The following is a 24057-nucleotide window of genomic DNA, read 5'->3' as shown; positions in this document are numbered from 1 at the left end:
GAAGGGGGCTTTAAGCCCCGTTAAAGATTTTTAAGCATCGTTTCATAGGCTTTTTGAGTGCCTGGACGCACCTTAGTCATTAAGCTTACGATGATAATGACAAGACTAGCACACACAAAGCCGGGCACGATTTCATAGATTGGGAAATTTAAAGCCCCTGCTAAATAATTTTTCCAAGCCACAACTACAACAGCACCTGTAACCATACCTGCGATCGCACCCATACGCGTCATTTTACTCCAAAAGAGCGAAAAGAGCATTACAGAGCCAAAGCTAGCACCAAAGCCAGCCCACGCATAAGCGACTATGCTTAAGACGCTTGAATTTTTATCTGTTGAAATAAGAAAAGCGATAAGGGCTACAAGTAAAACGCCTATTCTACCTAGTCTCATCACTATTTGCGAACTTGCATCTTGTTTGAAAATACGGCGATAAAAATCTTCTGCCAAAGTCGAGCTTGAAACAAGAAGTTGCGAACTAGCCGTGCTCATAATCGCCGCTAAAATCGCACTAAGCAAAATCCCAGCGATCCAAGGATTAAAGAGTAATTGGCTCATCACAATAAAGATTTTTTCTGGATCTTGCAAGGAGAGATTAAATTTATACACATAGGCAATGCCCAAAACTCCAATCAAGCACGCCCCAATGAGTGAAATCACCATCCAAGAAATCCCCACAAAAGTAGCAGTTGGAATCTCTTTAGTCGAGCGTATAGACATAAAACGCACCAAAATATGCGGCTGTCCAAAATACCCTAGCCCCCACGCAAGAGCTGAAATAATCGCAAGAGCCGATACGCCCTCACCCATAGATAAATTTTGAGGCTTGATTTCTTGGACGATGCTTATAGCAGCTTCATAACCACCTAAATTTGAAAGCATTACTAAAGGCACGATAATTAAAGCACTCATCATCAAAAGTCCTTGGATCATATCCGTCCAGCACACAGCTTTATAGCCGCCTAAAAAGGTATAAAGCACGATGATAATAGTCCCTGTGGTAAGGGCGTGAGTATAATCAATCCCAAAGGTGCTTTCAAAAAGTTTCGCTCCACCTACAAGCCCAGAAGAAACATAAAAAGTAAAAAACACCAAAATCACAATCGCACAAACAATGCGTAAAATGTGCTTATCATCATCAAAACGCGTTTCAAAATAATCAGGGATTGTAATGCTATTAGCAATCACGCTTGTATAAATTCTAAGTCTTTTAGCGACAAAAACCCAATTTAAAAACGCCCCTATACTAAGACCTATGGCGATATAGCTTTCTACAAAACCGCTCACATACAAAGCTCCGGGCAAACCCATCAAAAGCCAACCACTCATATCACTAGCCCCAGCACTTAGAGCTGACACCACAGGACCAAGCGACCTCCCACCTAGAAAGTAGTCTTCTGTGCTTTTGTTTTTCCTATAAAAATAAAAGCCGATAAATAGCATTAAAGCCGAGTAGGCGATAAAAGTAATGGCAATTTCTGTGTTAATTTTGACAACTTCCATTGTTTCTCCTTATTGTGAATTTTTTAAAGCACGAATGCCTAAGTTTCCATAGCGATGATAAGACACGCTTAAAGCCTTTTCATTATGATAGAACAAAAGCTCAAAACGCCCATTTAATAGCGGCTTATCACGGATAATAATCTTAGCCTCTTTAGCAGCAGCTTGATAGAGAGGGCTATTTTTATCCGCTTTAGCGTGATAACGAATGCGTTCAAATTTAGAAATTTTAGCGATAAATTGCTCCTCATTTTCTTCTACAAAATCCGCTCCCAAATCTACCGCCTTGCAAATTTTCTTAAGCTCTTTGATGATAGAGCTTTGTGCGCTATCATAGCTTACAAGAGGACTTAGCCCTAGCGTATGACACCCTATGATAACGCCTAGAATATCTTGCAAGCTATCTTGCTCACACACCCTAAAGGCTAGGTTTTTAATCCGCGTGTAAGAAAAAAGATTATCTTCTCCACGGATATTGACATAATCTTTTGCTACGCTAAATTCGTGCTTATGATGATAAGCATAAGATTGTGCTATAAGGACGGCATTTGCTAGGGTAGCTTGTGTGCTTTCATCACTTGCTTTGCTTAATTTTTCTAATGCACTTGCTAAGGGGCTATCAAGTAAATTTGTATCAGCTTTTGCTTCTATATCCATAAATTGCGTGATGTAATTATAGATTCCAACCTTTCTCCCAAAGCCTATGGCAGACTTTTTCACCCCGCCAAAGGGCTGCCTTAGCACGATAGCGCCTGTTGTGGGCTTGTTGATATAGATATTACCTGCCTCAATATGAGTGTGGAAATATTCCCACTCTCTTTCATCTAAGCTTTCAAATCCCGCTGTAAGTCCGTATCCTGTGGAATTGACGATTTCAATCGCTTCTTTTAAATCTTTAGCCCTCATTACGCTCAAAAGCGGTGCGAAAAGCTCGTTCATATGTGTGAAAGCTCCCTTTTTCACGCCGTATTTAATGCCCGGAGTCATTAAGTGAGCGTTATCATTTATAAATGTTGGTTTTAACGCCCACTCTTCCCCAGCTTCTAGCTCATTGATAGCTTTTGTCAGTTTCTCGCTAGGTTTATCACACAAAGCACCTAATTTATTTTTAAAGACAAAAGGACTTCCCACCGCCAAAGAAGCTGCCGCATCGACAAGGGCTTTTTTAAATTCTTCATCTTCATACACTTCATCTTCAAGCACAAGTAAAGAAGTCGCTGAGCATTTTTGCCCAGAATTTGAAAATGCAGAGTGGATAATGTTTTTGACCGCACTATCTCTATCGGCAAATTTAGACACAATGGTCGCATTTTTGCCTCCAGTTTCTGCACTTAAAAGTAGGGTAGGATTTGCTTTTAGCATTGCATAGGCAGTATCTTCACCGCCTGTAAGTATGGAAAATTTCACCGCTTCATCGCTTAAAATATATTTCGATATATCACTGCCCTTTGCTGGTAAGAAAATAAGCGCATCTCTTGGAATGCCCGCATCCCAAAAGCACTCACAAAGCTTATAGCCTGTCAGCATAGAAAGCGATGATGGCTTATAAAGCACGATATTACCAGCAGCTAAAGGAGCAGCTATGGTGCCCACAGAAATACCCACAGGGAAATTCCACGGCGCAATGGTAACGCCTATGCCCTTTGGCTTAAAGGTGGTGTTTGGATTTTGCTTTTTGAGTGTTTCTAGAGAGTGGGGATAAAACTCTATAAAATCAATCGCCTCGCTTACTTCCGGATCAATTTCTAAAAAAGTCTTGCCTGTCTCTAATGCTGCAAGCCCTATCAAATCCCCCCTTCTCTCACGCATAAGCTTGGCGACTTTGGCTAAAACGCCATAAATCTCATCGCTACTTTTTTGCGTAAAGTTTGAGTTTTTCGCCACTTCTAAAGCTGCTTTTAGCTCATTTTCTCCTGCTAAATACGCTGTGCCTATGGTGCGATGGGCGATTTTGTCTTTAACTTCTAAAGTGTTTAAATCCGCTTGTGTGAAGTCAAGCTCTCCAGCCACAGGATACACATCATAATTTGCTAAATTTTCATATTTCGCCTTGATATTTTGCGCCCATAAGCGATTTTGTGAGAGTATGAAGTCTGTGTCGCTTTCATTAGTAAAAGTTTTTGTCGTGTAAGAGCTTGGTATATTTTGCGTTTTGGTTCTATCTTGCTTTCTGTGTGTGGTATTATCAAGGGTTTTAATGCCTTCAAGGGCATTTAAAAATAAGCTTTTTTGCTCTTCCCATTCTTTAGAGCCAACTTTAAGATTGAAAAAATAACGCATAAAATTATCTTCGCTTGTGTTTTCATCAAGACGGCGCACAAGGTAAGCAATGGCGTTATTAAAGTGTGCTTCATCACATACAGGTGCATAGAGAATTAAATCGTGCATTTGTGAAAGCTCATAAGAGCATTGCAAACTCATACCCTCAAGCATTTCAAAGGTAAAGCTCTCACCTGCCCCAGCTTCGTTAATGCGTGTGTAAGCATAAGCGATTTCAAAAATATTATGACTTGCAATACCAACATTGATATATTTGTAATTTTCATCTTCTAATACAAGATTAAGCATTTTATTATAATTGCTATCGGTGTCGATTTTGCGGCTAAAGGTCGGTAGCTCCCAGCCTCTTTGACTAGCTATGGTTTCCTCACTTTCCATATTTGCACCCTTAACAAAACGGATTTTGATAGGTTGCATACCCTTTAAAACCCTTTCTTTTGAAAAGGCTAAGAGCTTTTTAAGATATTCATAAGAATCAGGGATATAAGCTTGTAAAACAATCCCCGCTTTAATATCAAATTTCGCCACACTCTCCATAAAGGCAGCCACGGTTAGCTCTAAGTCTCTAAATTCCTCCATATCTAAATTGATAAACTTACTCACGCCTTGCTTTTTTTGTTCTTCTAAGGCTAGGGCGTAGAGTTTATCAAGCCTTTTAACAACTTCCTCTTTAGAATAGTCAAAATCAATAATATTAATCTGTGAAAAAATCGTGGTAATTTTGATAGAAATGTAAGTGATATAGCTTGATTTTAGGGCTTCTTCATATTTTTGCATACGATACTGGCTCTCCGCTTCGCCCAAAACCTCTTCACCGATGAGATTGACATTAAGCGTGATATTTTGCTCATTTTTACGCTTGGTAATGTGCGGGGCTAGGAAATTTTCATCAGCGTCTAGCACCATAGCCTTTGTATCGTTTCTTAAATGCGAAACAAAAAATGGCACACTAAGATTAGGAGCGAGTTTGCCAAAATTTAAAAAGCTAAAAAGCAAGAATTTCTCAAAGGCAGAGAAAAAGTCCGCTATGCCAAATTTATTAAGCGTGTGTTCTATGAGTTCAAAACTTGCTTTTTTATCTTTACAACGAAAAGAGCGGTCAAGCAGCTCGATTAGCATTACTTTATTTTTGGGATTATTAAGAAGCTTTTGCATTTTAGCGTGAAATTGTCTCTCACTAGCGGAGAGATTTTGCTCGATTTTGCTTTGTAGTTCTTCTGCCAAAGCGATGGATTTTTGTATCATTTTGTAAAGTCCTTTTGTGAAATTTTTCTAAATGATACAATTAAAGATTAAATTTGTATTTTTTATTTTGTGTTTTGTGTGTAAAATTTGATGATTTTGTATATTTTAGTAACATTTATTTGATGTTTATATAAGCGTGTTAGTATTTTAAAATATTTAAAGAGAGTGAGAGTGATGAGAAATAGCCGTCTAGCAACTAGACTTAGCCATTTAGCCTATAATATTAAGGGTATTACGCGTATGATGAGTCCGCGTTTTTTACTCGCAAGGCGTGAGGATATTTTGTGTGCTTTGCAGGAGCGAAGCGATGTGGATATGATTAAAAAAAGGGTGGATTATTATTGTCAAATAAACAGCAAAATCACCCTTGATAAAGACGCAAAAAGCATTGCTAGTGTGAGATTTGCTAGAAAGGGCGTTGGTTATAAATTTGACTCTTATGAATATTTGCGTTATTTTCCGCAAGATTTCAAAGCACATTTTGAATTTGGTGATGTTTCTTATATTTGCACTAAGCCTTCTTTTACGAAATCTCGTCCTGTTGAAAGTGGTGGTGGGGGGAGTAACACGCTTTTAAAACTAGATAAAAATCGCCATTTTGTCTTCATCAAAGACCCCTATAAATTTAGCCAAAAGCAAGATAAGCTTTTTTACCGTGGGGCGATTTATCAAAAACACAGAATTGAATTTTTTCAAAAATACTTTAACCATCCCTTATGCGACTTAGGACATGTAGGAAGTAAAAGTCTCCACCACGCTTGGCAAAAAGCTAGGATAAGCATCGCTAAACATTTGCCTTATAAATTTCTTTTAGCCCTAGAGGGTAACGATGTAGCGAGTAATCTTAAATGGATAATGAGTTCAAATTCCCTAGCCATTATGCCAAAGCCTAAATTTGAAACTTGGTTTATGGAGGGAAGTTTAGAGCCAAATGTCCATTATTTACAAATTAGAGATGATTATGAAGACTTAGAAGAAAGGCTTGAATTTTGCCTTTTGCATCCCACTTTTGCACAGGATATTATTTATAATGCTCATCAATATGTCGCGCAGTTTTTTGATAAAAAACGCGAGGATTTAATCTCGCTTTTGGTTTTGGAAAAATATTTTTATTATACAAATCAGCTTAATTTTCTTAGCATTTAAGAACCTTTAAACCTCACGCCTTTATATCTACACTCTTTTTAGTTTTAGAAAGAATTTTGCCAAATTCTCCTGTTTTTATCATCACAAAACCAAAAAGAAGTTCTAATTCTTCACTTTTACCAAATTTATTTTCTAATAATTTTTTTAAAAGTTCATTTTTAGCATTGTCATCTTTATATGTTTCTTTGTTTTGACTTTCGCTTTGTATGGGGGTTTTTTTCGATGGAATTTCACTTGAGACATTTTGCTCGTTTAATAAAACTTGAGATTTTTTAGAAAAAGCAAGTTGCTTAAAATCCTCTATGCTTAAATTTTGTCTCAATATTCCAAAAAATAGCTCACTTGGGTCAAAATATTCACTATATTCATTAAGGAATTTCCACAAATTATCCACTTCGCTTTTGTCTATATTTTTATCCAAACCTTGCAATTTACCAAATAAATTAGTCTCCCCCTCTGCAATATAATGGTCGATTTTTTGATTTGATATAAAAGCCATAAAAAGTCCTGATGTGGAAATATTGCCATTTTCATCAATGTAAGCCTTTTGATTTATATCGTATGGAAGATAAGAAAATAAATTCTCGCTCAATGCTTTTGTGTCTAAGCTAAAAAAAGTCGTTGTTAAAATGGTATTGTTTTTTGGGCTGTAATTTTCATATTCTTTTTTGTCAAAAGAATAAATTTTTGTTATATTAAGAGAATTTTTATCAAATTCAAAAGCTTGAGGGATATGATTTAAATCTAAGGGGCTAAATTGCTCTTTAGAGCCGTCTATAAGCCCAGAAAAAAGTTTATAAGCGTTTTGTATAGTCTGCTTTAAATCGAGTTTTGAAAAATGTGTGCTGTTTTGATATGTTAAAAAATTTTCTATACTTTTTGAGTGGATTTTGTAAGATAGAGGCAAATTCATCGCCCTATTGAAATCACTCGTAAAAAAGCCCTCTTGGTCTATTTTATAGCCCAAAAATTCGTTATGGGATTTTTCGCGTTCAAATTTTGGAATTGACGCATAAATCCCATTGTTGATATTTGCGTAATTGTTTAAATTTAAGGTCATTTTACTATCTTAAGCCACCAAGTCTTCTTTCAAAGTCTTCTTTATAAGCTCTGCTTAATTCTTTTATAACTAAATTATTATTTAGTGCAGAATTCATATTGACCCTATGAACACCATTTTTATCAACCATAGCAACACCATAAGTGAAATATACAAAATTTCCATTTTTAGAATAGCCTATATTTCTTTTAACTGTGTAGCCCACTAAGACATTTCTTAAAGTATCATCATTGGTGACCCTGTAAATTGCAACTGCTTGACCATAAGTTGTAGTTTGATCTGGAATTGCTAAAGCAAGATATTCATTTTCAGCTATAAGAAAAGCACTTGTTCTATACCCACCCCTAACCTCTTTCATCTCATCAAGGCTAAGAATTTTTACTCCTACGCTGTTATCACTCACCGCACCATTACTTAGCTTAGCAAGAAGATCATTTGCAAAAGCAAAATTTGCTAGTAAAGCACTTAAAGCTACAATGCTAAATAGTTTTTGAAACATTTTAATTCTTTTTATTTAAGATGTATTTAGGCTTATTCTATCATTTAAAAAAATTGAAGTCAAATTCGTAATTTATTTTATTTGGCAAAGGAAGCTTAAAAGTTTTTAGAGTCTTTTTAGGGGCTATTATCAAAGCATATCCGCCCTTATCATACCTATCCCAAACGCTATAAAATTCTCTTTTGGAACTTATATATTCCCCATGACTTGGATCAAGCACTTGCAAATAATCGCCCCTATAATTGATAATCACCACAAAATGCGGAAAGCGAGGATCGTCTTCAATCTTCACAAGCATAGGGACATTGACAAGTTTTTTTAAAATTTCTTTATCGATCTTATAAGCCTTACTTTCATAGCCTAGCTTTTTAACCGCTTCATTTAGATCCGCAAAGCTTACCATATCCGTATAAAGCTCTTTTTCGCTCATCACTTGCAAAAGATCTAATTCGCTTAATTTCTTATCATCGATGAGATTAAGCAAGGTAGCTAAAGAAGCCGCTCCGCAAGATTCTTCATAATTTTGCCTTACTACTCTTTCGTTTTTAAGCTCTTGGTAAGACTTGACTGCAAATTCCGCCCACAACGCTAAGGGTATAAAAAATATAATGATAAATTTCTTTAAAACTTTTTCCATAAACTTAAGCCAAATACACTATCAGGAGCAGCCGAACTACCGCCAAAATTTGCATTAACGGATATGGCAGTATCTGCGTTAATGCTATAAGTTGAACCTAAACTAAAAGTCGGGATAGAACGCACCTCAGAATTTTGATAGCCATTGATTTTTTGTTTCATTTGAAATCTTTGCTCCGCTCCTAAATCTAAAGTGATTTTAGGGCTTAAAACGATAGATAAATCTCCACCCACATAAATGCTATGTCCATATTCTATTTTAAGGGTTTTAAATTTCCTCGCTTGATTGTATCCAAAGCCGCTATAAATGCTATATAAAACAGGATCGCTACAAACTAGCTTGTAAATTTTGCGATTTGAGATAAAATTTTTAGTATTATTGAGTGCTTTTTCTCTTTGAACGAGTGCTGTTTGAAAGGTGATTTGCGGGATAAAGTCAGCAAAACTTTCCCCAGTATAAATAAATCCTAGCCATAGATTATCAAATCCTATGCGATCTTTATGGGAATATTCATTTGTGAAAAAATTTGTATATTCCTGCCTTGCATAGCTTCCACCACCTGAAATCAGTAGGTCAAATTTAGGATGCAAAGTATAAATGAAAGTTTGCGTTAAAAAAACTTGCTTTGTATCGTTCCAAATGGTAGGATCACCCCCTATGCTGATATTAGGATAAAGCAGATAAGAATTTGCATTACCCGTGCTAAGTAAAGATAGACTTGTAATGCTTTTAAACAAACTATCGATATTTAATTCATCACTAGCAAAAAGTCAAGCATTTAAAGCTATTAAAATGAAAATCATTTTTCTCATTATCTGTCCTTTTTAAAATATTGCATAAAGGATAATCAAGCAAGGAGTGTTTTAAGTTTTTAAATAATGATAATTTATGCCTTACGAATTTGACTTCAATTTTTTTAAATGATAGAATAAGCCTAAATACATCTTAAATAAAAAGAATTAAAATGTTTCAAAAACTATTTAGCATTGTAGCTTTAAGTGCTTTACTAGCAAATTTTGCTTTTGCAAATGATCTTCTTGCTAAGCTAAGTAATGGTGCGGTGAGTGATAACAGCGTAGGAGTAAAAATTCTTAGCCTTGATGAGATGAAAGAGGTCAGGGGTGGGTATGCCGTAGCAACTATAAGAATTTCCCAAAACGAATTAGCTGCTTTAGCAGTTCCAGATTTTGAAAATGAATTAGGTTGGGAAATAAAAAATGGTCAAATTAATCTTGAACAAACTATGAAAAATGATAGAGGGTTGTGTCAAATGGGCTCTACGCAATGTTATTCTAATAGTGCGACCAAAAAACATTTATGGCAAAGTCAAAAAAGACTACAAGAATTTACCAATGCTTTAGACGGCTCAAATCCTCTTTATACGGCTTTAGGATTTAGCGTAAAAAGAAATGTGGGCTTTAATAGGGCTGGAAAATTTGTCTATTTTTCTTATGGAGTTGTTGCTGTCAATCGTTTTGATGGAAGCATACGCAATGTAACTAATAGTGCAACGCTAAACAATAACATAATTATTAATGAATTAAAAAGAAATTATAAAGATCGTTTAGAGAATGCTTTGGGAGGATTAAGATGACAATAGGGGCTTTAAATCATTTAAATTTGTCAGCTATGATGAAAACAAATAATAAGCAACAGGCTAAATTTATGGACCTTGCAGGCATACCAAATTTGGGATATGCCAAAAATGGCGAGACAACTATTTTGGGGAAATTATGGGGATACGATAAAAGCATAAGCAAAAAAGAGGTGGAGGATTTAAAAAAGTTTATTGAGACGGATTATAAAATTGGGGGATTTGATTTTGGAGGAAAAGGGCTTTTTATGTTATATGAGAGTGAATTTAATTCCCTATTTAATTCAACAATGAGCATTAATGAATTTAAAGAAAAATATCTCGAAACTAAAAAGAGATATGAAATTAGACACGGCTATCAAACTCATAACATTGTATCGATAAATATAAGAGCTTAAAGAATTTATAGTCAATAAATTGATTACTAAGGAAGTAATTATGAAAACACTATCAAATATTATCATTTTAAGTGCTTTATTAATAAATTTCAGCTTTGTAAATGATCTTTTTGCTAAGCTGAGTAATGGTGCGGTGAGTGATAACAGCGTAGGAGTAAAAATTCTTAGCCTTGATGAGATGAAAGAGGTCAGGGGTGGGTATTATATATTAGATACCAAATTTAATCAAGATAAATTAAATCTTACTTCCGAATTTTATCTTGTAGCAAATTTTCATCCGGGTGAGGTTGATTATATTAAAAACTATATTTTTAAAGATCCAAATGCCAAAAAAGGTTTATGCGGACTTAATGTAGCAAACTGCTCAAATCCTAGCGAAAGAAGACTTATAGATTATCTTGACATCACAAATCAATCTTATATTTTTTCTCCTACATTGATAGTAAAAAGACAGATTAAAAGAACTCATTTGGGACAACCTTATGTTCTTTTTTCATATCAAGTTGGTGTAATGGATACAAACGGGCAACATTATAAATTTGATCCTGCAACTTCTAGTAGATTATTAAAATATAATATGATTATCAAAGAAATGGCTCAAAAATATAAATCCCAAATCGAAAGTGCAATGGGAGGATACAATGCAAATGTTATGTAAATTAATTTAATACATTATAAAAAGATATAGGAACAAAATGATGATAAATTTTGCAAATTCTTATCCAAGTGTTAATTTTGTAAATTTGAATTTACAAGATGAAGTTAAGAATTTAAAAAATATAAAGGAAATCAACTCGCCTAGCGATAAAACTCAAGCGGTGGATAAAATTTTAGGCTATGGCGTGGATAAAGAGGGCTTTTTTACGAGTGATTTTAATGAAGCAGCTAAAATTCCAAAAGATTATAAAATTAATGCAAATTTTATAAAAGCTCTCAATAAAACTTTAACAACGACAGAACTTACCACCGAAGCTTTGTATGATTATATCAATTGGGCAAAAGAATTTGGTAATTTTTATAAAGAAAATTTACAAGCCCTCGATAAATTTGGGGAGAATTTTGACAGAGAGCAAATTGAAAACAAATTTAATGTTTCCCTTAAGGATAATTTTACCAAAAGCGATGTTCTGCTTGATCTTTTTATAAATATCAATACAATCAAATTTAAAGAGGGCAAAAGCACTCTTTTTGGTAAAACTTATGGATTTGATAGTCATATAAGCGAAAAAGAAATGAACGAATTTTATGCCTTTATGCAAAAAAATCAAATCAAAGATCCAAATAAAATAGAAAAATCCTCTTTTAAAAATATACTTTCTGATGTGTGGATGGGAGTTGATAGAGAAAGAAGTAAATTACAAACTTATGTTTCTTATGCTATAAATTTTCATTTGGATCATTCTATTGTAAATAAAGCTAAAGATTTTAAAGATGAATTTGACAAGCTCTTACGCGAAAATTTAAATTTGGAAGAATTTAAAACTCAATATTTAGATTTTAAAAAAAGGCACGATGAATTTGTAAAAGATTTTGAAATGGCTATGGATAATCATTTATTAATTAAGCCCATTGAAAAAAATAATTTCACCCCCATACAAAGCGAAAGTCAAAACAAAGAAACTTATAAAGATGACAATGCTAAAAATGAACTTTTAAAAAAATTATTAGAAAATAAATTTGGTAAAAGTGATGAGCTAGAAATTCTTTTTGGAATTAAATTTAGCGATGATAAAACAGGAGAATTTAGCAAAATGCTTTCTAAAAACACCCCAAAAAGTGTGGATATAAAGGCGTGAATTTAAATAAGCTCAAGCTCTTTTTGTCCTTTACTTTCGCAAAGGGCGATAATAGCAGCGTTTATACCCTCATCTTGTAGGGTTTTAAGTAGAGTGTCGCCATTTTTTTTGCTCACAGCGATTAAAAGTCCGCCAGAAGTTTCGGGACTGCAAAATAAAAGAGCATTTTCTTGCAAATGCGGATAGCTTTTTTTTATAAATTCATAGTTTTGGTAAGCTCCAGCCGGAATCAAGCCCATCTCAAAATACCCCCTTGCACCTCGTAATAAAGGCAAAGAATTTTCAAAAATGCGTATGGAAATTTGCGGATTAAGCATTTCTTTTAAATGTCCTAAAAGTCCAAAGCCCGTTACATCACTCATCGCACTAGCTTTAAATTTCACAGCCAAGCGACTCGCTTTTAGATTAAGAGTAAGCATACTTTCAAGCATAGAATTTAAATGCGAATTTTCCAAAAGTCCCCCTTTTAAAGCCGTGCTTAAAATCCCCACACCTAAAGGCTTGGTTAAAATGATAACATCACCTATTTGAGCCGTGTTATTAGCGATGAATTGTTTAGGATGCACCTTGCCTGTTACACTTAGTCCAAAAAACATTTCCGCACTTTCTATGGTATGTCCTCCAACGACTATGCCGCTGGCTTCTTGCACCTTATCATTTGCTCCTGCTAAAATTTCGCCTAAAAGCTCTAAGTTGTGATTTTTATTATCAAAGCCTACGATATTTAGGGCGTTTATCACTTCTGCTCCCATAGCAAAAATGTCGCTTAAAGCATTTGCCGCCGCAATCGCACCAAAGTGATATGCACTATCAATCACAGGCGTGATGAAATCAAGCGTTTGCACGAGGGCTAAATCTTCGCTTATTTGATACACGCTTGCATCTTCGTTATTGCCGATACCGCTGAGTAAGGCGGGGCTTGTTTGCATAAAGTTTAGTATTGTTTTAAGACCGCACGGGTCTAGCTTCGCTGCTCAGCCTGCCGCTTTGACAAAATGCGTTAATTTTTGATCTTTATAGTCCATTTAAGCCTTATAAAGTGATGATTTTAGCTTTTCCAAAAAGCTCATTTAAAATCGCATAAGCATTGCCTATGCTACCTATTTTAAGTTCTTTAGTTTTATCAAAAAATTCCAAACACGCCCCACAGCTTATAATTTCCACGCCTAATTTTTCAAGCTCAAGCATAGCTTCGTGGGCTTTGTGCGTTTTGTCCGTGTTGATTAAAACGCTATCATTGACGCAAATGATTTTATTAGGACGATTTTCTAAGTTTTTTAAGGTCGATAAAAAGCCAAGCAATAAATTCTCCCCAAGCTCCCCATCGCCTACTTTAGTGCTTTTTAAAAATAAAATTGTATTGTTGATTTCTTCATTGAAATTTAGCTCACAAGCACTTTTTTGCACTGTGATGCAAAATTCCTCGCCCCTTTCCTCGCAAGTGTGAGTTAAATTTAAGGAGTTTAAAAATTTTATCACATTATTTTTTGCGATGTGAGAATTTAAAAGAATTTCTAATTTTTCGCCATTTTCAAGTTTTTCTAAGGCGTTTTTTGTCTCTACCACAGGTGCTGGGCAGTCTAAATTACGACAATCGATTTTCAATGGTTCTCCTTTGCGAATTATTTTTTCTCTTCTTTGAAAAATAGCTCTTTAAAGCGTTTGTTGGCGTATTCTTCAATGTCTTTTTGTAAAATCGTATAATTTTGCATTAATTCTAAGGCTCTAGGCGTGAGTTTTGTGCCTGATTTGCTCGATCTTCCTTGCCTTGAGCTTACTAGTGTTTCTTGAGAATTAAGTTGCAAGGTTTGTAAATGTGTCCAAGCCTTTTTATAATTGATCCCCATAAGCTTAGAGGCGTGAAGTAAGCTTCCCGTTTGTGCGATGAGTTCTAAAAGCTCGGTTTTACCCTTGCCAAAGAGCAAGTCTCCGTCCGCATTTTCTATCCAAGTTTTTGTTTTAACGACAAATTTTTTACCCTTTTTTTCCTTAAAGCAGCCTAATTTGCAATATTTTACATCGATTTTATAGGCTTTAAGGCTTGAACGCACATTTTTAAGCCCAAAGCCCCGTTTTGCTACTTCTCTAGCGTCTTGACAAAAAATGCGTTTTCTCTCATCCAAAAAAGGCTCAAGAGCTTTTAAAGTTTCGATTTTACCTTTTTCAAAGTCCAAATGTCCAAACTGCCCAAGCTCACAATTATCAATGCGAATTCCATTTTTATTAGCGATTTTGCCGATTTCCTCAACTTTTTTATTAAATTTTTTAGCGATTTTAAAAGCGGTCCCGCAGTCTAATTTTTCATTGCTATTTAAAAGTTCTTTCATATATTCTACAATTTCACGCATTAATTCTATCTTCTCCGCTGTAAATGTTGATTTTATCTCCTCTTGCAAAGCCACAAAGAGTAAGATTAAATTTTCTCGCTATCATCACGCCAAGGCAAGTGGGTGCGGTGCGTGAAATAAGGGCTGGGATTTTATGCATAACAGCTTTAGCGACCATTTCAGAGCTTAATCTCCCACTTACCATTAAAAAGCAATTTTGCAAATCTACCCCCGCAAGTCTTGCCTTGCCTAAAGCCTTATCTATGGTATTATGCTGGGCGATGTCCTCGCCGATGAAAAAGGTATTTTCATCGACAAAAAGCTTTGCAGTATGCACACAGCCTGTTTTTTCGTAAAGTTCGCATTGTGTATAAAATTCACTCATTTGTTTTAAAATTTGATCTTTGCTAAATTGGGCTTTAGAATTGATTTGACTCGCTTGTATGGCTTCTGGGTCAATGTTTGCCGTGTGAGCGCGTCCGCAGCCACTAATGACAACGCCCTCAGCATTAAGCTTGGCTAAATTCGCCTCATCGATTTTAGCCTCTATCCTTACACTCATATCATCTTGTTCTATGCTTTTAATGTCCTTTACGCTAGCGATGATATTTTCGCTCATCAAGTAGCCCACCGCTAAGGCTTTTTCATCTGTGGGAGTCGCCATTAAAGCACCGATTTTCTCATCATTGACAAAAAGTTCAAGCTTAATTTCACGCACTAAAGTATCTTCGCAAACTAAACGCTCATCGCCCTTGAATTTAACAATTTCTGTCGTAAATAAAGCTTCCATAATTTTTTCTTTCATAATAAATTAATGAGATATTATATTAGTTTTTTTTTAATCAATCTACACCTTACGACAATTTGCCGTGAGGGTAGATTAGTAAGCATAACGCAAACCCAAGCTAAAGATATGAACTTTATTTTGTTTAAGATTTTCTAAGGATAAATCGTATTGTGTGTCGAGTTTTAAGCGTGGTGAAAGATGATAAATTGTGCTAAAATTTGCATAAGTTAAATGCTTATTTTGTTTCGCACCTTTGATGTAAGCCTTAGCGCCGTTTTTCCACGCCGCATCAAAGTCAAAATCACTAGGATTTAAGGCAAAACTATGGCGTAACTCTCCCTCAAATTCAATTTGTTCAAAAACTAAAGAAGTCCTCAAGCCACCGAGTAATTTATATAAATGATAGTTCTTTTCCTCCGCTACAAAACCAAGTGCGGTATCCTCGTTAAAAGCTCCCCTTGTGATATTTTCATTAGCAAACGCAACAAAAGGCGTAAAAATCGCACTATGATGAGAGAAATCCTTCCCCGCTTCTAAGTAAAAATTATAAAGTTTATCATCGTGCTGGCTATGAGAGGGGGCGTTGTTAATCAGTCTTTGAGTTTCATTTTTCACAAAGCCAAGTCCCAAAGCACTCGCTAAATAAAAATCATCAAATTCATAACTTCCATAAAGATTAAAATAGTGATTTTTTATCTCGCTTTCTCCTGCTATTTTGTCAAATTTTGCTGTTGTTTTCGCATCGAGGATATTAAAGCCTAACATAAAATCATCAATATGATGGTCATGCCCTATAAGCACGGAGTTAAGTTTAGCATTACCTCCCGCATAAACATCGCTTGAAATGTCAAATTTACTATGTAAAGCAAGGGCGTAAATTCCGCTGTTATCTTGTCTTCTTAGATAATTGATTCTTTGGGCGGTTTTATAGGCTAAGAGTTCGTTTTGCTTGGCTAGGAAGTGATTATTTGTCGCGTGAATTTCGCCTGTGAGCGAGTCGATAATGCGATTTAAAGAATTCACATTAGCATTAAGCACACTCAAAGACGCTTCATAAATGGGGCTTTGTTCCTTGTCATTTTCTAAACTCTTTAAAAGATTTTCAAAATTATCCGCCGTTTTTAAGGTTCTTTCATCATCGTAATTTAGGGCTTTTACGACACTAGGGGTGCTGTTTCTGGTGTAGGATACCTTGAATTCTTTATTATTATAAAGTGCTTCTTTGATGTTGATGAAGGCATTGCTTCCTGAAGTGATTTGATAATTGCCGTTAAAATTAGCGATTTCATTGGCACTTATAAGCGTGTGGTAGCTGTTTTGATATGTGGAGACAATGCTATTTGTTTGCGTTGCGTTGGTGATGAGGATACTATCTTTCATATCGATTTTATTCGAGGCTTCTAATTTACTTGCCAAATCGATGATGATTTTAGCCTGTGAGCTTCCCTGATAGTTTTCGATTTTAGCGCCTTTGCCTGTGATTTCAAAAATTCCGCCTTGATTATCAATGGTTTTTGCATTTATCATATTGCTTGAGCTAGCGGCGGTGAGTGTGCCTTGTGTTTGGATATTGATTTTATTACCTGTAATGCCCCCATTTGTGAGCTTTAAGGCACCATTTTCTATTTTTGTCTCTCCTGTGTAGCTATTATTTCCGCTTAAAATAAGCGTCCCTGTGCCTTTTTTATGAAGTCCTGCATCGCCTTTGATGTCATTACTCCAAGTAAGCTTATTTTGATTAGTATAATTTCTGTAATCTAAATGAACCTCCACCATATCTTTACCATCTAAAAGAAGTTTTTTGTCAAAACGCGCCGGTCCTTTTAAGGCTCTATTTACATTAAGCTTACCCCAGCCTATGGTAGCGTTTGGTTCTTCGGTAGGTTGGTTTGAGTTTTCTTTATCAGCCGTGCTAAGTATGGTTTGAACGACTAAGTGATTATCCATCCACGGATATTGCTCCCACACTTTAGCCACTGCTGCTGTTACCACCGGAGCGGCAAAGGAGGTTCCAGAGCCATTTCCTTGTTGAAAAGTATGCTCTCCTAGTGCGGCTATGCCCCAGTTTTTCGCTCTTTCGCCTATTTTATTAGCATAGCGGTTATCAAATTGATTATTTTGATTAAGGCTTGTTACAGCTATCCAGCCTTTTTTAGCTTCATTGTGTTTTACGGGGAGGGAGGATTGGTCATTTGCCATTTCTTTTTTTTCATTTCCTGCTGACCATACGAAGATATTATCTTGCTCTTTTACTCTTTTAGCTAAATTGTCATAAAAATTATGATTGATTTGATTTAAATCAGCAGTCGGGTTTGTGCCAAAAGAATTATTGTAAATTTTTGTGTTTTGCTTTTCAAGCGTGATGTAGGCTGAACTTAACTTACTTGAATTAAGCGTAGTTTTATCTGCTTCACCCGCATCATAGCCAAAAAGCTTTGAGGTATTATTATATCTAGCGACTACGGAAGCTACTTTTGAGCCGTGTCCCTCAGCACCTGTGGTATTTGCAATGACTTGATTAGTCATCGTCATATTTTTAGCCTCAGTTTTGTCATATGTGGCAAAAACTCCATCAGTTATGCCGATGTGAGAAATTTTATTTTCATCGTTGTAATTATCTGTTTGTGGTGTTTGAACGCTGCTAAATTGCGTTGGTTGATGAGCTTTTGAAAAGAGAGTTGGTGCTACTTGGGGAGGGCGAAGTGAAGGTGGCTTTAAGGCTGTGCCTACCGAGCCACCCCCCCCCCCCCCACAACCATAAAATAAAAAAATAATACTTAAAAATAGAGTTTTTATAACTTTTTTCATCGATAAATCCCAAAAATAAAATGCGATGATTGTATAATAAATAGTATAAAATAAGTCTTAATTTATTTTTTATTGCTATTTACGACACGACCTGTCGTTAGTGTGTTTTATAATCTCCTTATTAATTTTAAGTCAAAGGAGAAAAAATGTTACCTTTAATTATAGGAGCAGGTGTTCTTGCTTATGCTGGAGTCAAATTTAAAAAGCATTATGACAAAACTAAGGAAGAAAATAGCTGGTGGGTTGAGAATTCAAAAGATGTTGTGTCGCAAATGGTGAGCGATAAGATGGACTCTTTTTATAATAAAATCGAAGATTTTGAGGATAGAGCGGAAAAGATTTTTGATAAGGTGGAAGCTTTTTTAGGCGAAGATTCTAAGGCGGACGGAGATTGCGAAGAGCAATTTAAGGAAGATGAGAGGACGAAGGAAGCTTTTGCTAAATTCAATGCGTTTTTTGAAGAAAATGAAGATTTAGAGAAAACTGAAAAAGATTCTGTTGAAACTGAACTTTCTAAAACAAATGAAGAGCTTAATGAGACTTTGAAAGATAAGGAGTAAAAATGCTTAAAAAAGTTATAGTGGGCGGTATCGCCCTCGCTGCTACAGGATATGGGCTAAAAAAGTTTTATGAATATTTTGCGAGTGATACAAGTAGCGATGATACATTAGGAAGTGCCGAAGAAGAAGCTAGAAGGTTTAATTTTATCCAAGAGCTTCTTTTAAGGGTGAATCATTTTGAAGGAGAAGTTATCAACTTTGTCTTTCAGGCTGAGGATTTTATAAGTCTTGGAATAAGGTTTAAGATGACAATGTTGATGAATTGCTTGGATTATTTACAAGATGAGTTTATGCATCTGGCTTCTCAAAAAAATAATTTTGAGGATTTTAATCCTAGAGAAAAAGAACTTTTTATATGGTTTAATGGGCTTAATAGCATTATGGTTTCTCTTTTGGAGGGAGTGAAGGAAAGTGGAGTTTATCCAAAAAGCGTTGATGATAAGCTTAATAAATATTTAAGGCAAATGAATCTTTATTTTTCAAAAGAAAAACCCTTTATAATGAAGCTTTTTGATGATAAAGCCTAGACCAAGTTTTCAAAAATGTTTAAAATGTGGGGAGAAATTTTTAGCTCGTCCTAAAAGCGATGCCTTAAGTCCGCTAGATTTTATCTGCTCTCGTTGTAAGGGCGAAAGAAGTGGGCTTTTGGAATTTTTATCTCGTATTTTTAGAGGTCGATGATGTTGTGGGTCGCTCTTGCGTTAGTTTTGATGGGGTTTGCTAGTGTTGTAGTTCATTTTGGTTGCCTCCTTATCATTTTTATTGTTCTTGTGGGGATTGGGATATTTAATTATCTCTACTCACAGCCCTTTCCCTATAATTTAGTGCTTTGTGTTTTATATTTACTCTTTTTATTGTGGGGGTGGAAACACATTTTAAGAGATAGATATTGAATTTTGGCACTTTACTTGACAAGGGGGGGGGGGGGGGGTGATATAATAAAAAACATTTTTTATCTAAAAATATTAAGGTATGGTGAAGTTTATGATAAAAGATTTTAATCTTGAGGTAACCCCAGAGGAACCTCTAAAAGATATAATAAAATTTAATTCAAAAGAAGTGCTTGAGCAGTATAAAAAAGATGTCTCTATTTATAAATCTTTTGAAAGTATTTTAAGAGCATATATTGATGCTTTGATTGATAAGGCTGTTAAAGAAGGTAAGCTAGATAAAAATGTCGCTGAAACGCAATCTCGCACTAAAACTCCTGAAAGTTTTGAGGGGAAAATTAACAGAGATGACAAGAGGCTTAAATACAGCAATCCTTTAAAAGAAGTTACCGATTTGGTTGGTGTTAAGATTTTACTCACTTCGATTAAAGATAGTCAAATTGTCTATGAAATACTTAGAGCAGAACTTAGAGAGCAAATTGATGAGGAAAATAGTATCGATAAAACGCAAGAGCTTAGAGAGCAAAGGAAGTTTGGTTATCTCGGTAAACATTTAGTGATTAGTTACTCCCCAAAAATGTTAAATATCGTGTCAAAACAAGATTTAGACATAAATGAAGAAAAATTGGAGGGTTTGAAAGCTGAAATTCAAATTAAGACTTTATTACAACATGTTTGGGCTGAAGTGGAGCATAAGGCAAGGTATAAGGCTGGAGAGGAGCTTTCAGCTGATAAGAAACGCTATTTTGACCGCTTGGCGGCTTTGATTGAAGTGGCTGATGATTTATTTAAAGACCTCATTGATGAAAGTGAAAGGATAAATCAGGAAGCACAAGCTATCATTACCCAAGAACAAGAAAAAAGCCAATTTTTTGAGAAAAATGAAAATCAGTCTTTAGAAAAAAAAGAAAAAATTAAGTCTGCAAGCCTAGATAGCACGACTGTGCTATTGTTTTTAAAAAATGAAAGGGTTAAGGAAAAATTTAAAAAATTAGAAAATATCGATTTGATGATTTTATGTGATGAAGAACCCATTTCTGTCAGTGCTAAATTTATACAATTATTACATTGTGTCAAGCTTGATTATACGAAAGACCTTAATTTGCTTTTAGAGGATAAAAGTCTTAGAGAAATTTTACATCGTTATGCGGCTTATAGGGACAAATATAAGACAGGTAAAAGCATACTTCAAAAACTTAATGTATTACAAATTTTAATTTATGCTAAGGCAAATAAGGAACAAAAAGAGGAGATTAAGAGCAAAAAATTGATTCACGAGCGTATGATGCAGATTTTAGATAGTGAGGATACGAAATAAGATGAAGGCAGTAAAAAAAAAGAAGGTAGTAAAAAAAAAGAAGGCTTATATTAAATTATGTAAATGGATTTTTAAAATTTTTAAAAAATACAAAATTAAAGGAGTGAAAATTATGGTAGAGAACATGAAAGAAGATAGCATTAAAAAGCTTATAGTTAGTGTAGAATCTAGCGATGGGCAAAAAAGTTGCGTAACTTTTGTTAGGGAAAAGGATAGTAAGGAGCTTATTAGGGCTTTAGAAGGACTTAAAGAGATCTTGGAATCAGTTCAAGGCGACAAAAAAAAGCTTGAAAAGGAATTAGATGAAACTAAGGATAACAAAAAAGAGCTTGAAATTAATCTAAGAAGACTCCAAGAAGAAAATCAAGCACTAAAGGTGGGAAATGAAGCATTAGAGCAAAAAAATAACAAGACAAGCCAGACATTAGAAAATTTAAAAAGAGAATTAGATGAAACTAAGGATAACAAAAAAGAGCTTGAAATTAATCTAAGAAGACTCCAAGAAGAAAATCTTGCACTAAAGGTGGGAAATGAAGCATTAGAGCAAAAAAATAACAAGACAAGCCAGACATTAGAAAATTTAAAAAATGAGGTAAATATAGAACTTTATGAGTTTTATAAGAGCTTATCTTCTCAATTTCGCAGTAACTTTACATACATTAAAGATGATAATTTGATACATTTTAACGCTACTAGCACAAATAGGACTATTTTAAAAAGTCTTTATGGCTTCATAGAAAATGAAAAATGTGAAGATTCATCTATAATAGAATTATTCAACAAACTTTTTCCCTTACACGAAGAATTGTATGGGTTTAAACGCTTAGAGGTAAAAGAGGGTGATAATTTTAATAATAAGGAGCATACTAACATCAAAGATAGCAAAGGACAAGGGTCAATAAAAAAGGTTTGCCTAGTAGGCTTTAAAGATGGGAATGATACTAGTCGTTCCTTAGTAGAATTATAATAGAAAGGAAAATGATGAGTCAGCAAGTCAAAACCATAGATACCATTGTGTTAAATACAAATGAATATGAAAGGTTAGCGCAAGAATTTAATGTTATTAGGAAGGATTTACCAGCAGAGTTACAGCATGTTACTAAAGAGGATTTACCAGCAGCCTTACGGCAAAAAATAATAGAAAATTTTTTGCTTAAAGTAGATTATTATGCTGTGAATTTAAGTGCTTATGATAAAACCTTACTTTACGATATTAATAAAGGGCATTGGGATATTTATAGAGCTACAAAAGGGACTAAACAGACGGAAAGTATCAAATTAGAAAAGCCTCTTAATGCAAGGTCCCCATTATTAGATGTTAAAGAACAGGGTGTTGTTGCCATTGATTTTGGGACTAAAAGCACTGTTGCGGGGTTGATTGATGAGACATCGCATAAGAGACTTTTTCGTATAGGTTCTGGGGATACTAAGTCAGAGCAAGAAAAAGACGATTATGAAAATCCTACTATCGTAGAATTTGTGAATATAGAAAGGTTTAAAAATGCTTATGATTCTTGTAAGTCAAGACCACTTACTTTTTGGGAAGATATACGCATTTCTCACGCTGCAAACGAGAATCTTAAAAAGGCTGATAATGAGGGATTTTACCGCTTTTTTAGCAATTTAAAGCAATGGGCTGGCACAACTGATAATAAATTTCGTATCAAAGATAACTCGCAATCTTACACCCTAAAAGATTTTGTGAAATGTGAAGAGGGCGATTTAAATCCTATTGAAATTTATGCTTATTATATAGGTAGATATATTAATAATATGATGCGTGGGATTTATTTGAATTATGTATTATCATTTCCAGTGAAATATCCTCAAGCGGTAAGGGAGAAAATCCGTCAAAGTTTTGAAAGGGGCATTGCTAAAGCTATCCCTGATGCGGTATTTAGATCAGAATATTCAAAGCAATTTAAAGTTCAACTTAGTGTTAGTGAGCCCGCAGCTTATGCTATCAGTGCTTTACAGGCGTATGGCTTTTATGATGAAGCATTTGTAGATAAGAAAACTTTTTATGGGGTATTTGATTTTGGTGGTGGAACGACAGATTTTGATTTTGGAGTTTGGCGTGGTAGTGAAAAGAGTCGTTACGACTTTGATATAGAGCATTTTGGTGCGGGTGGGGACCCTTATCTTGGGGGAGAGTATTTGCTCGAATTTTTGGCTTATGAAATTTTTAAGGCAAACAAGAATGCTATGCGTTCAAAGGGTTGTTCTTTTACAAAGCCAATTACAGAGCGGGGCTTTGGTGGAGATGAAAGTTTAGTTCAAAATTCACAAGAAGCAAGGAAAAATACCACCGCTCTTGTGGAGGAAATTAGACCTTTTTGGGAAAATATCGACCTTTTTAGAAAAGAAGAGGAAATAGTCGATGAGAAAATTAGTGCGTTAAAAAGCGGTAAATTACAAGTGAGTCTCATAGATAATGACGGAAAAATGATAGCTCTGGAGCTTGAGTGTAATGTTAAGGATTTGGAGGCTAAATTGGTTGAGCGTATTGATAAGGGAGTTGAAAATTTTTATCATACCTATAAGATTGCTGTTGAAAAGATGAAAGGCATTAACAAACTTCATATCTTTTTGGGAGGAAATTCTTCGCGTTCCCCTTTAGTTAAGGAAGCTTTTGAAAGAATGATGCAAAAAGCTAAAAGAGAAAATGAGAGTTTAGATTTTGAGCTTTATCCAGCACTTGGGACTCCAGAAGCTGAAGAAAAGCGTAGAGAATTGAATTTAGAAGAGGATACAAATGATGACTTATCCACCAAAATCACTTGTAAAACGGGTGTTGTGTTTGGCTTACTTGACGGAAGAAAGGGAGGCAGTATCAATGTCATTTCTGAAGTAGGCATCGATGATGAGGCTAAATTTAATTTCTATCTTGGTGTAGTGAGAATGAAGAAATTTGTGATTAAGCTTGATAAAGACAATTTAGATACAGTAAGTGGGGAATGGCATACCTTTGCCAAATGCGACAATGATACGAAAGAGTATCCAATTTACTATACTCCATATGCGAGTGCTACTTCTGGTTCATTAGGTGTTGAGGAGGTAAAGTCTTATAATATTAGTCTTGATAATTGTTATGAGAATGCGGAACTTCGCATAAAAATCACAGGTCCAAATACTTTTAGGTATGGTGTATGGGATAAAGAAGCTGGTCTTTGCTATGAGAGTGAAGAAATTTTACTATCAAATTAAAATAAG

At 34.9% G+C, this 24057-nt stretch carries 21 protein-coding genes and 1 pseudogene; 11 read left to right on the top strand and 11 right to left on the bottom strand.

The features are described 5' to 3' along the window. Nucleotides 1-20: 20 nt before the first annotated feature. Together putP and EL158_RS07940 are read right to left on the bottom strand one after the other, a co-directional pair. Entirely contained in the window at nucleotides 21-1502 is a 1482-nt protein-coding gene (gene putP / locus EL158_RS07945; protein WP_027304236.1) for a sodium/proline symporter PutP, read from the bottom strand. A 9-nt stretch (nucleotides 1503-1511) separates the two neighbouring features. Beyond that, nucleotides 1512-5024 (bottom strand): proline dehydrogenase family protein, encoded by a 3513-nt coding sequence (locus EL158_RS07940; protein ID WP_027304237.1) that lies wholly within the window; start codon nucleotides 5022-5024, stop codon nucleotides 1512-1514. A gap of 174 nt (nucleotides 5025-5198) precedes the next feature. Between EL158_RS07940 and EL158_RS07935 the strand changes: the two genes are divergently transcribed. Beyond that, complete coding sequence (locus EL158_RS07935; RefSeq protein WP_027304238.1) at nucleotides 5199-6170, top strand: glycosyl transferase family 90; 972 nt, start codon at nucleotides 5199-5201, stop codon at nucleotides 6168-6170. Between the two features lie 13 nt (nucleotides 6171-6183). Here the strand turns inward: EL158_RS07935 and EL158_RS07930 are convergent, their stop codons facing one another. The 4 genes and pseudogenes from EL158_RS07930 to EL158_RS07915 all read right to left on the bottom strand — a co-directional run. Next, nucleotides 6184-7230, bottom strand: coding sequence for a Cj0814 family flagellar-dependent secreted protein (locus tag EL158_RS07930; RefSeq protein ID WP_051529131.1), 1047 nt, complete (start codon nucleotides 7228-7230; stop codon nucleotides 6184-6186). A 4-nt stretch (nucleotides 7231-7234) separates the two neighbouring features. Continuing rightward, nucleotides 7235-7729, bottom strand: coding sequence for a hypothetical protein (locus EL158_RS07925; RefSeq protein ID WP_027304239.1), 495 nt, complete (start codon nucleotides 7727-7729; stop codon nucleotides 7235-7237). A 40-nt stretch (nucleotides 7730-7769) separates the two neighbouring features. Next, nucleotides 7770-8366: a C39 family peptidase gene (locus EL158_RS07920; RefSeq protein WP_027304240.1), complete on the bottom strand. Its 597-nt coding sequence runs from the start codon at nucleotides 8364-8366 to the stop codon at nucleotides 7770-7772. Further along, a pseudogene (locus tag EL158_RS07915) lies at nucleotides 8351-9136 on the bottom strand (hypothetical protein); the annotation flags it as partial. The gene EL158_RS07920 and the pseudogene EL158_RS07915, both read right to left, overlap by 16 nt. Nucleotides 9137-9330: 194 nt before the next feature. Between EL158_RS07915 and EL158_RS07910 the strand changes: the two are divergent. The 4 genes from EL158_RS07910 to EL158_RS08610 are packed head-to-tail and all read left to right on the top strand — an operon-like array spanning nucleotide 9331 to nucleotide 12154. Next, on the top strand, nucleotides 9331-9960 hold the full coding sequence (locus EL158_RS07910) for a hypothetical protein (protein ID WP_034955986.1): 630 nt from the start codon (nucleotides 9331-9333) through the stop codon (nucleotides 9958-9960). Then, nucleotides 9957-10358 carry a Cj0814-related protein gene (locus EL158_RS07905; protein ID WP_027304243.1) on the top strand — a complete coding sequence of 134 codons (402 nt, stop codon included), beginning with the start codon at nucleotides 9957-9959 and terminating at the stop codon, nucleotides 10356-10358. Before EL158_RS07910 ends, EL158_RS07905 begins: the two co-directional genes overlap by 4 nt. A 40-nt stretch (nucleotides 10359-10398) precedes the next feature. Continuing rightward, the gene (locus EL158_RS07900; protein ID WP_034955987.1) at nucleotides 10399-11016 is read left to right on the top strand and encodes a hypothetical protein; all 618 of its coding nucleotides are present in this window, start codon (nucleotides 10399-10401) and stop codon (nucleotides 11014-11016) included. A 37-nt stretch (nucleotides 11017-11053) separates the two neighbouring features. Then, on the top strand, nucleotides 11054-12154 hold the full coding sequence (locus tag EL158_RS08610; RefSeq protein WP_051529133.1) for a Cj0814-related protein: 1101 nt from the start codon (nucleotides 11054-11056) through the stop codon (nucleotides 12152-12154). Between the two features lie 2 nt (nucleotides 12155-12156). Here EL158_RS08610 and selD read toward each other — a convergent pair whose 3' ends face one another. The 5 genes from selD to EL158_RS07870 form a co-directional block, all read right to left on the bottom strand. Then, nucleotides 12157-13179 carry a selenide, water dikinase SelD gene (gene selD / locus EL158_RS07890; RefSeq protein ID WP_081788092.1) on the bottom strand — a complete coding sequence of 341 codons (1023 nt, stop codon included), beginning with the start codon at nucleotides 13177-13179 and terminating at the stop codon, nucleotides 12157-12159. A 7-nt stretch (nucleotides 13180-13186) separates the two neighbouring features. Beyond that, complete coding sequence (yedF, locus tag EL158_RS07885; RefSeq protein ID WP_027304247.1) at nucleotides 13187-13759, bottom strand: sulfurtransferase-like selenium metabolism protein YedF; 573 nt, start codon at nucleotides 13757-13759, stop codon at nucleotides 13187-13189. 17 nt (nucleotides 13760-13776) lie between these two features. Then, on the bottom strand, nucleotides 13777-14502 hold the full coding sequence (locus EL158_RS07880; RefSeq protein ID WP_034955988.1) for a winged helix-turn-helix domain-containing protein: 726 nt from the start codon (nucleotides 14500-14502) through the stop codon (nucleotides 13777-13779). Next, entirely contained in the window at nucleotides 14495-15271 is a 777-nt protein-coding gene (gene fdhD, locus EL158_RS07875; protein ID WP_027304249.1) for a formate dehydrogenase accessory sulfurtransferase FdhD, read from the bottom strand. The genes EL158_RS07880 and fdhD overlap by 8 nt, the downstream gene beginning before the upstream one ends. A 90-nt stretch (nucleotides 15272-15361) precedes the next feature. After that, nucleotides 15362-18076 (bottom strand): S8 family serine peptidase, encoded by a 2715-nt coding sequence (locus tag EL158_RS07870; protein ID WP_126361615.1) that lies wholly within the window; start codon nucleotides 18074-18076, stop codon nucleotides 15362-15364. A gap of 146 nt (nucleotides 18077-18222) precedes the next feature. On the opposite strand from EL158_RS07870, the gene EL158_RS07865 reads away from it, so the two are divergent. From EL158_RS07865 to EL158_RS07845, 6 genes are all read left to right on the top strand, one after another. Continuing rightward, entirely contained in the window at nucleotides 18223-18636 is a 414-nt protein-coding gene (locus EL158_RS07865; protein WP_027304549.1) for a hypothetical protein, read from the top strand. Between the two features lie 2 nt (nucleotides 18637-18638). Further along, complete coding sequence (locus EL158_RS07860) at nucleotides 18639-19163, top strand: hypothetical protein (RefSeq protein WP_027304548.1); 525 nt, start codon at nucleotides 18639-18641, stop codon at nucleotides 19161-19163. Continuing rightward, nucleotides 19150-19317 carry a hypothetical protein gene (locus EL158_RS08575; protein ID WP_164715692.1) on the top strand — a complete coding sequence of 56 codons (168 nt, stop codon included), beginning with the start codon at nucleotides 19150-19152 and terminating at the stop codon, nucleotides 19315-19317. The genes EL158_RS07860 and EL158_RS08575 overlap by 14 nt, the downstream gene beginning before the upstream one ends. Nucleotides 19318-19620: 303 nt before the next feature. Then, the gene (locus EL158_RS07855) at nucleotides 19621-20844 is read left to right on the top strand and encodes a GTP pyrophosphokinase (RefSeq protein ID WP_027304546.1); all 1224 of its coding nucleotides are present in this window, start codon (nucleotides 19621-19623) and stop codon (nucleotides 20842-20844) included. A 112-nt stretch (nucleotides 20845-20956) separates the two neighbouring features. Further along, nucleotides 20957-21811 (top strand): coiled-coil domain-containing protein, encoded by an 855-nt coding sequence (locus tag EL158_RS07850; RefSeq protein WP_126361612.1) that lies wholly within the window; start codon nucleotides 20957-20959, stop codon nucleotides 21809-21811. A 14-nt stretch (nucleotides 21812-21825) separates the two neighbouring features. After that, complete coding sequence (locus EL158_RS07845) at nucleotides 21826-24051, top strand: acetate and sugar kinases/Hsc70/actin family protein (protein ID WP_051529145.1); 2226 nt, start codon at nucleotides 21826-21828, stop codon at nucleotides 24049-24051. Nucleotides 24052-24057 lie beyond the last annotated feature (6 nt).

It is taken from the genome of Campylobacter upsaliensis, assembly GCF_900637395.1.
GTDB lineage: Bacteria > Campylobacterota > Campylobacteria > Campylobacterales > Campylobacteraceae > Campylobacter_D > Campylobacter_D upsaliensis.
This window is presented reverse-complemented; position numbering and strand designations above follow the sequence as displayed.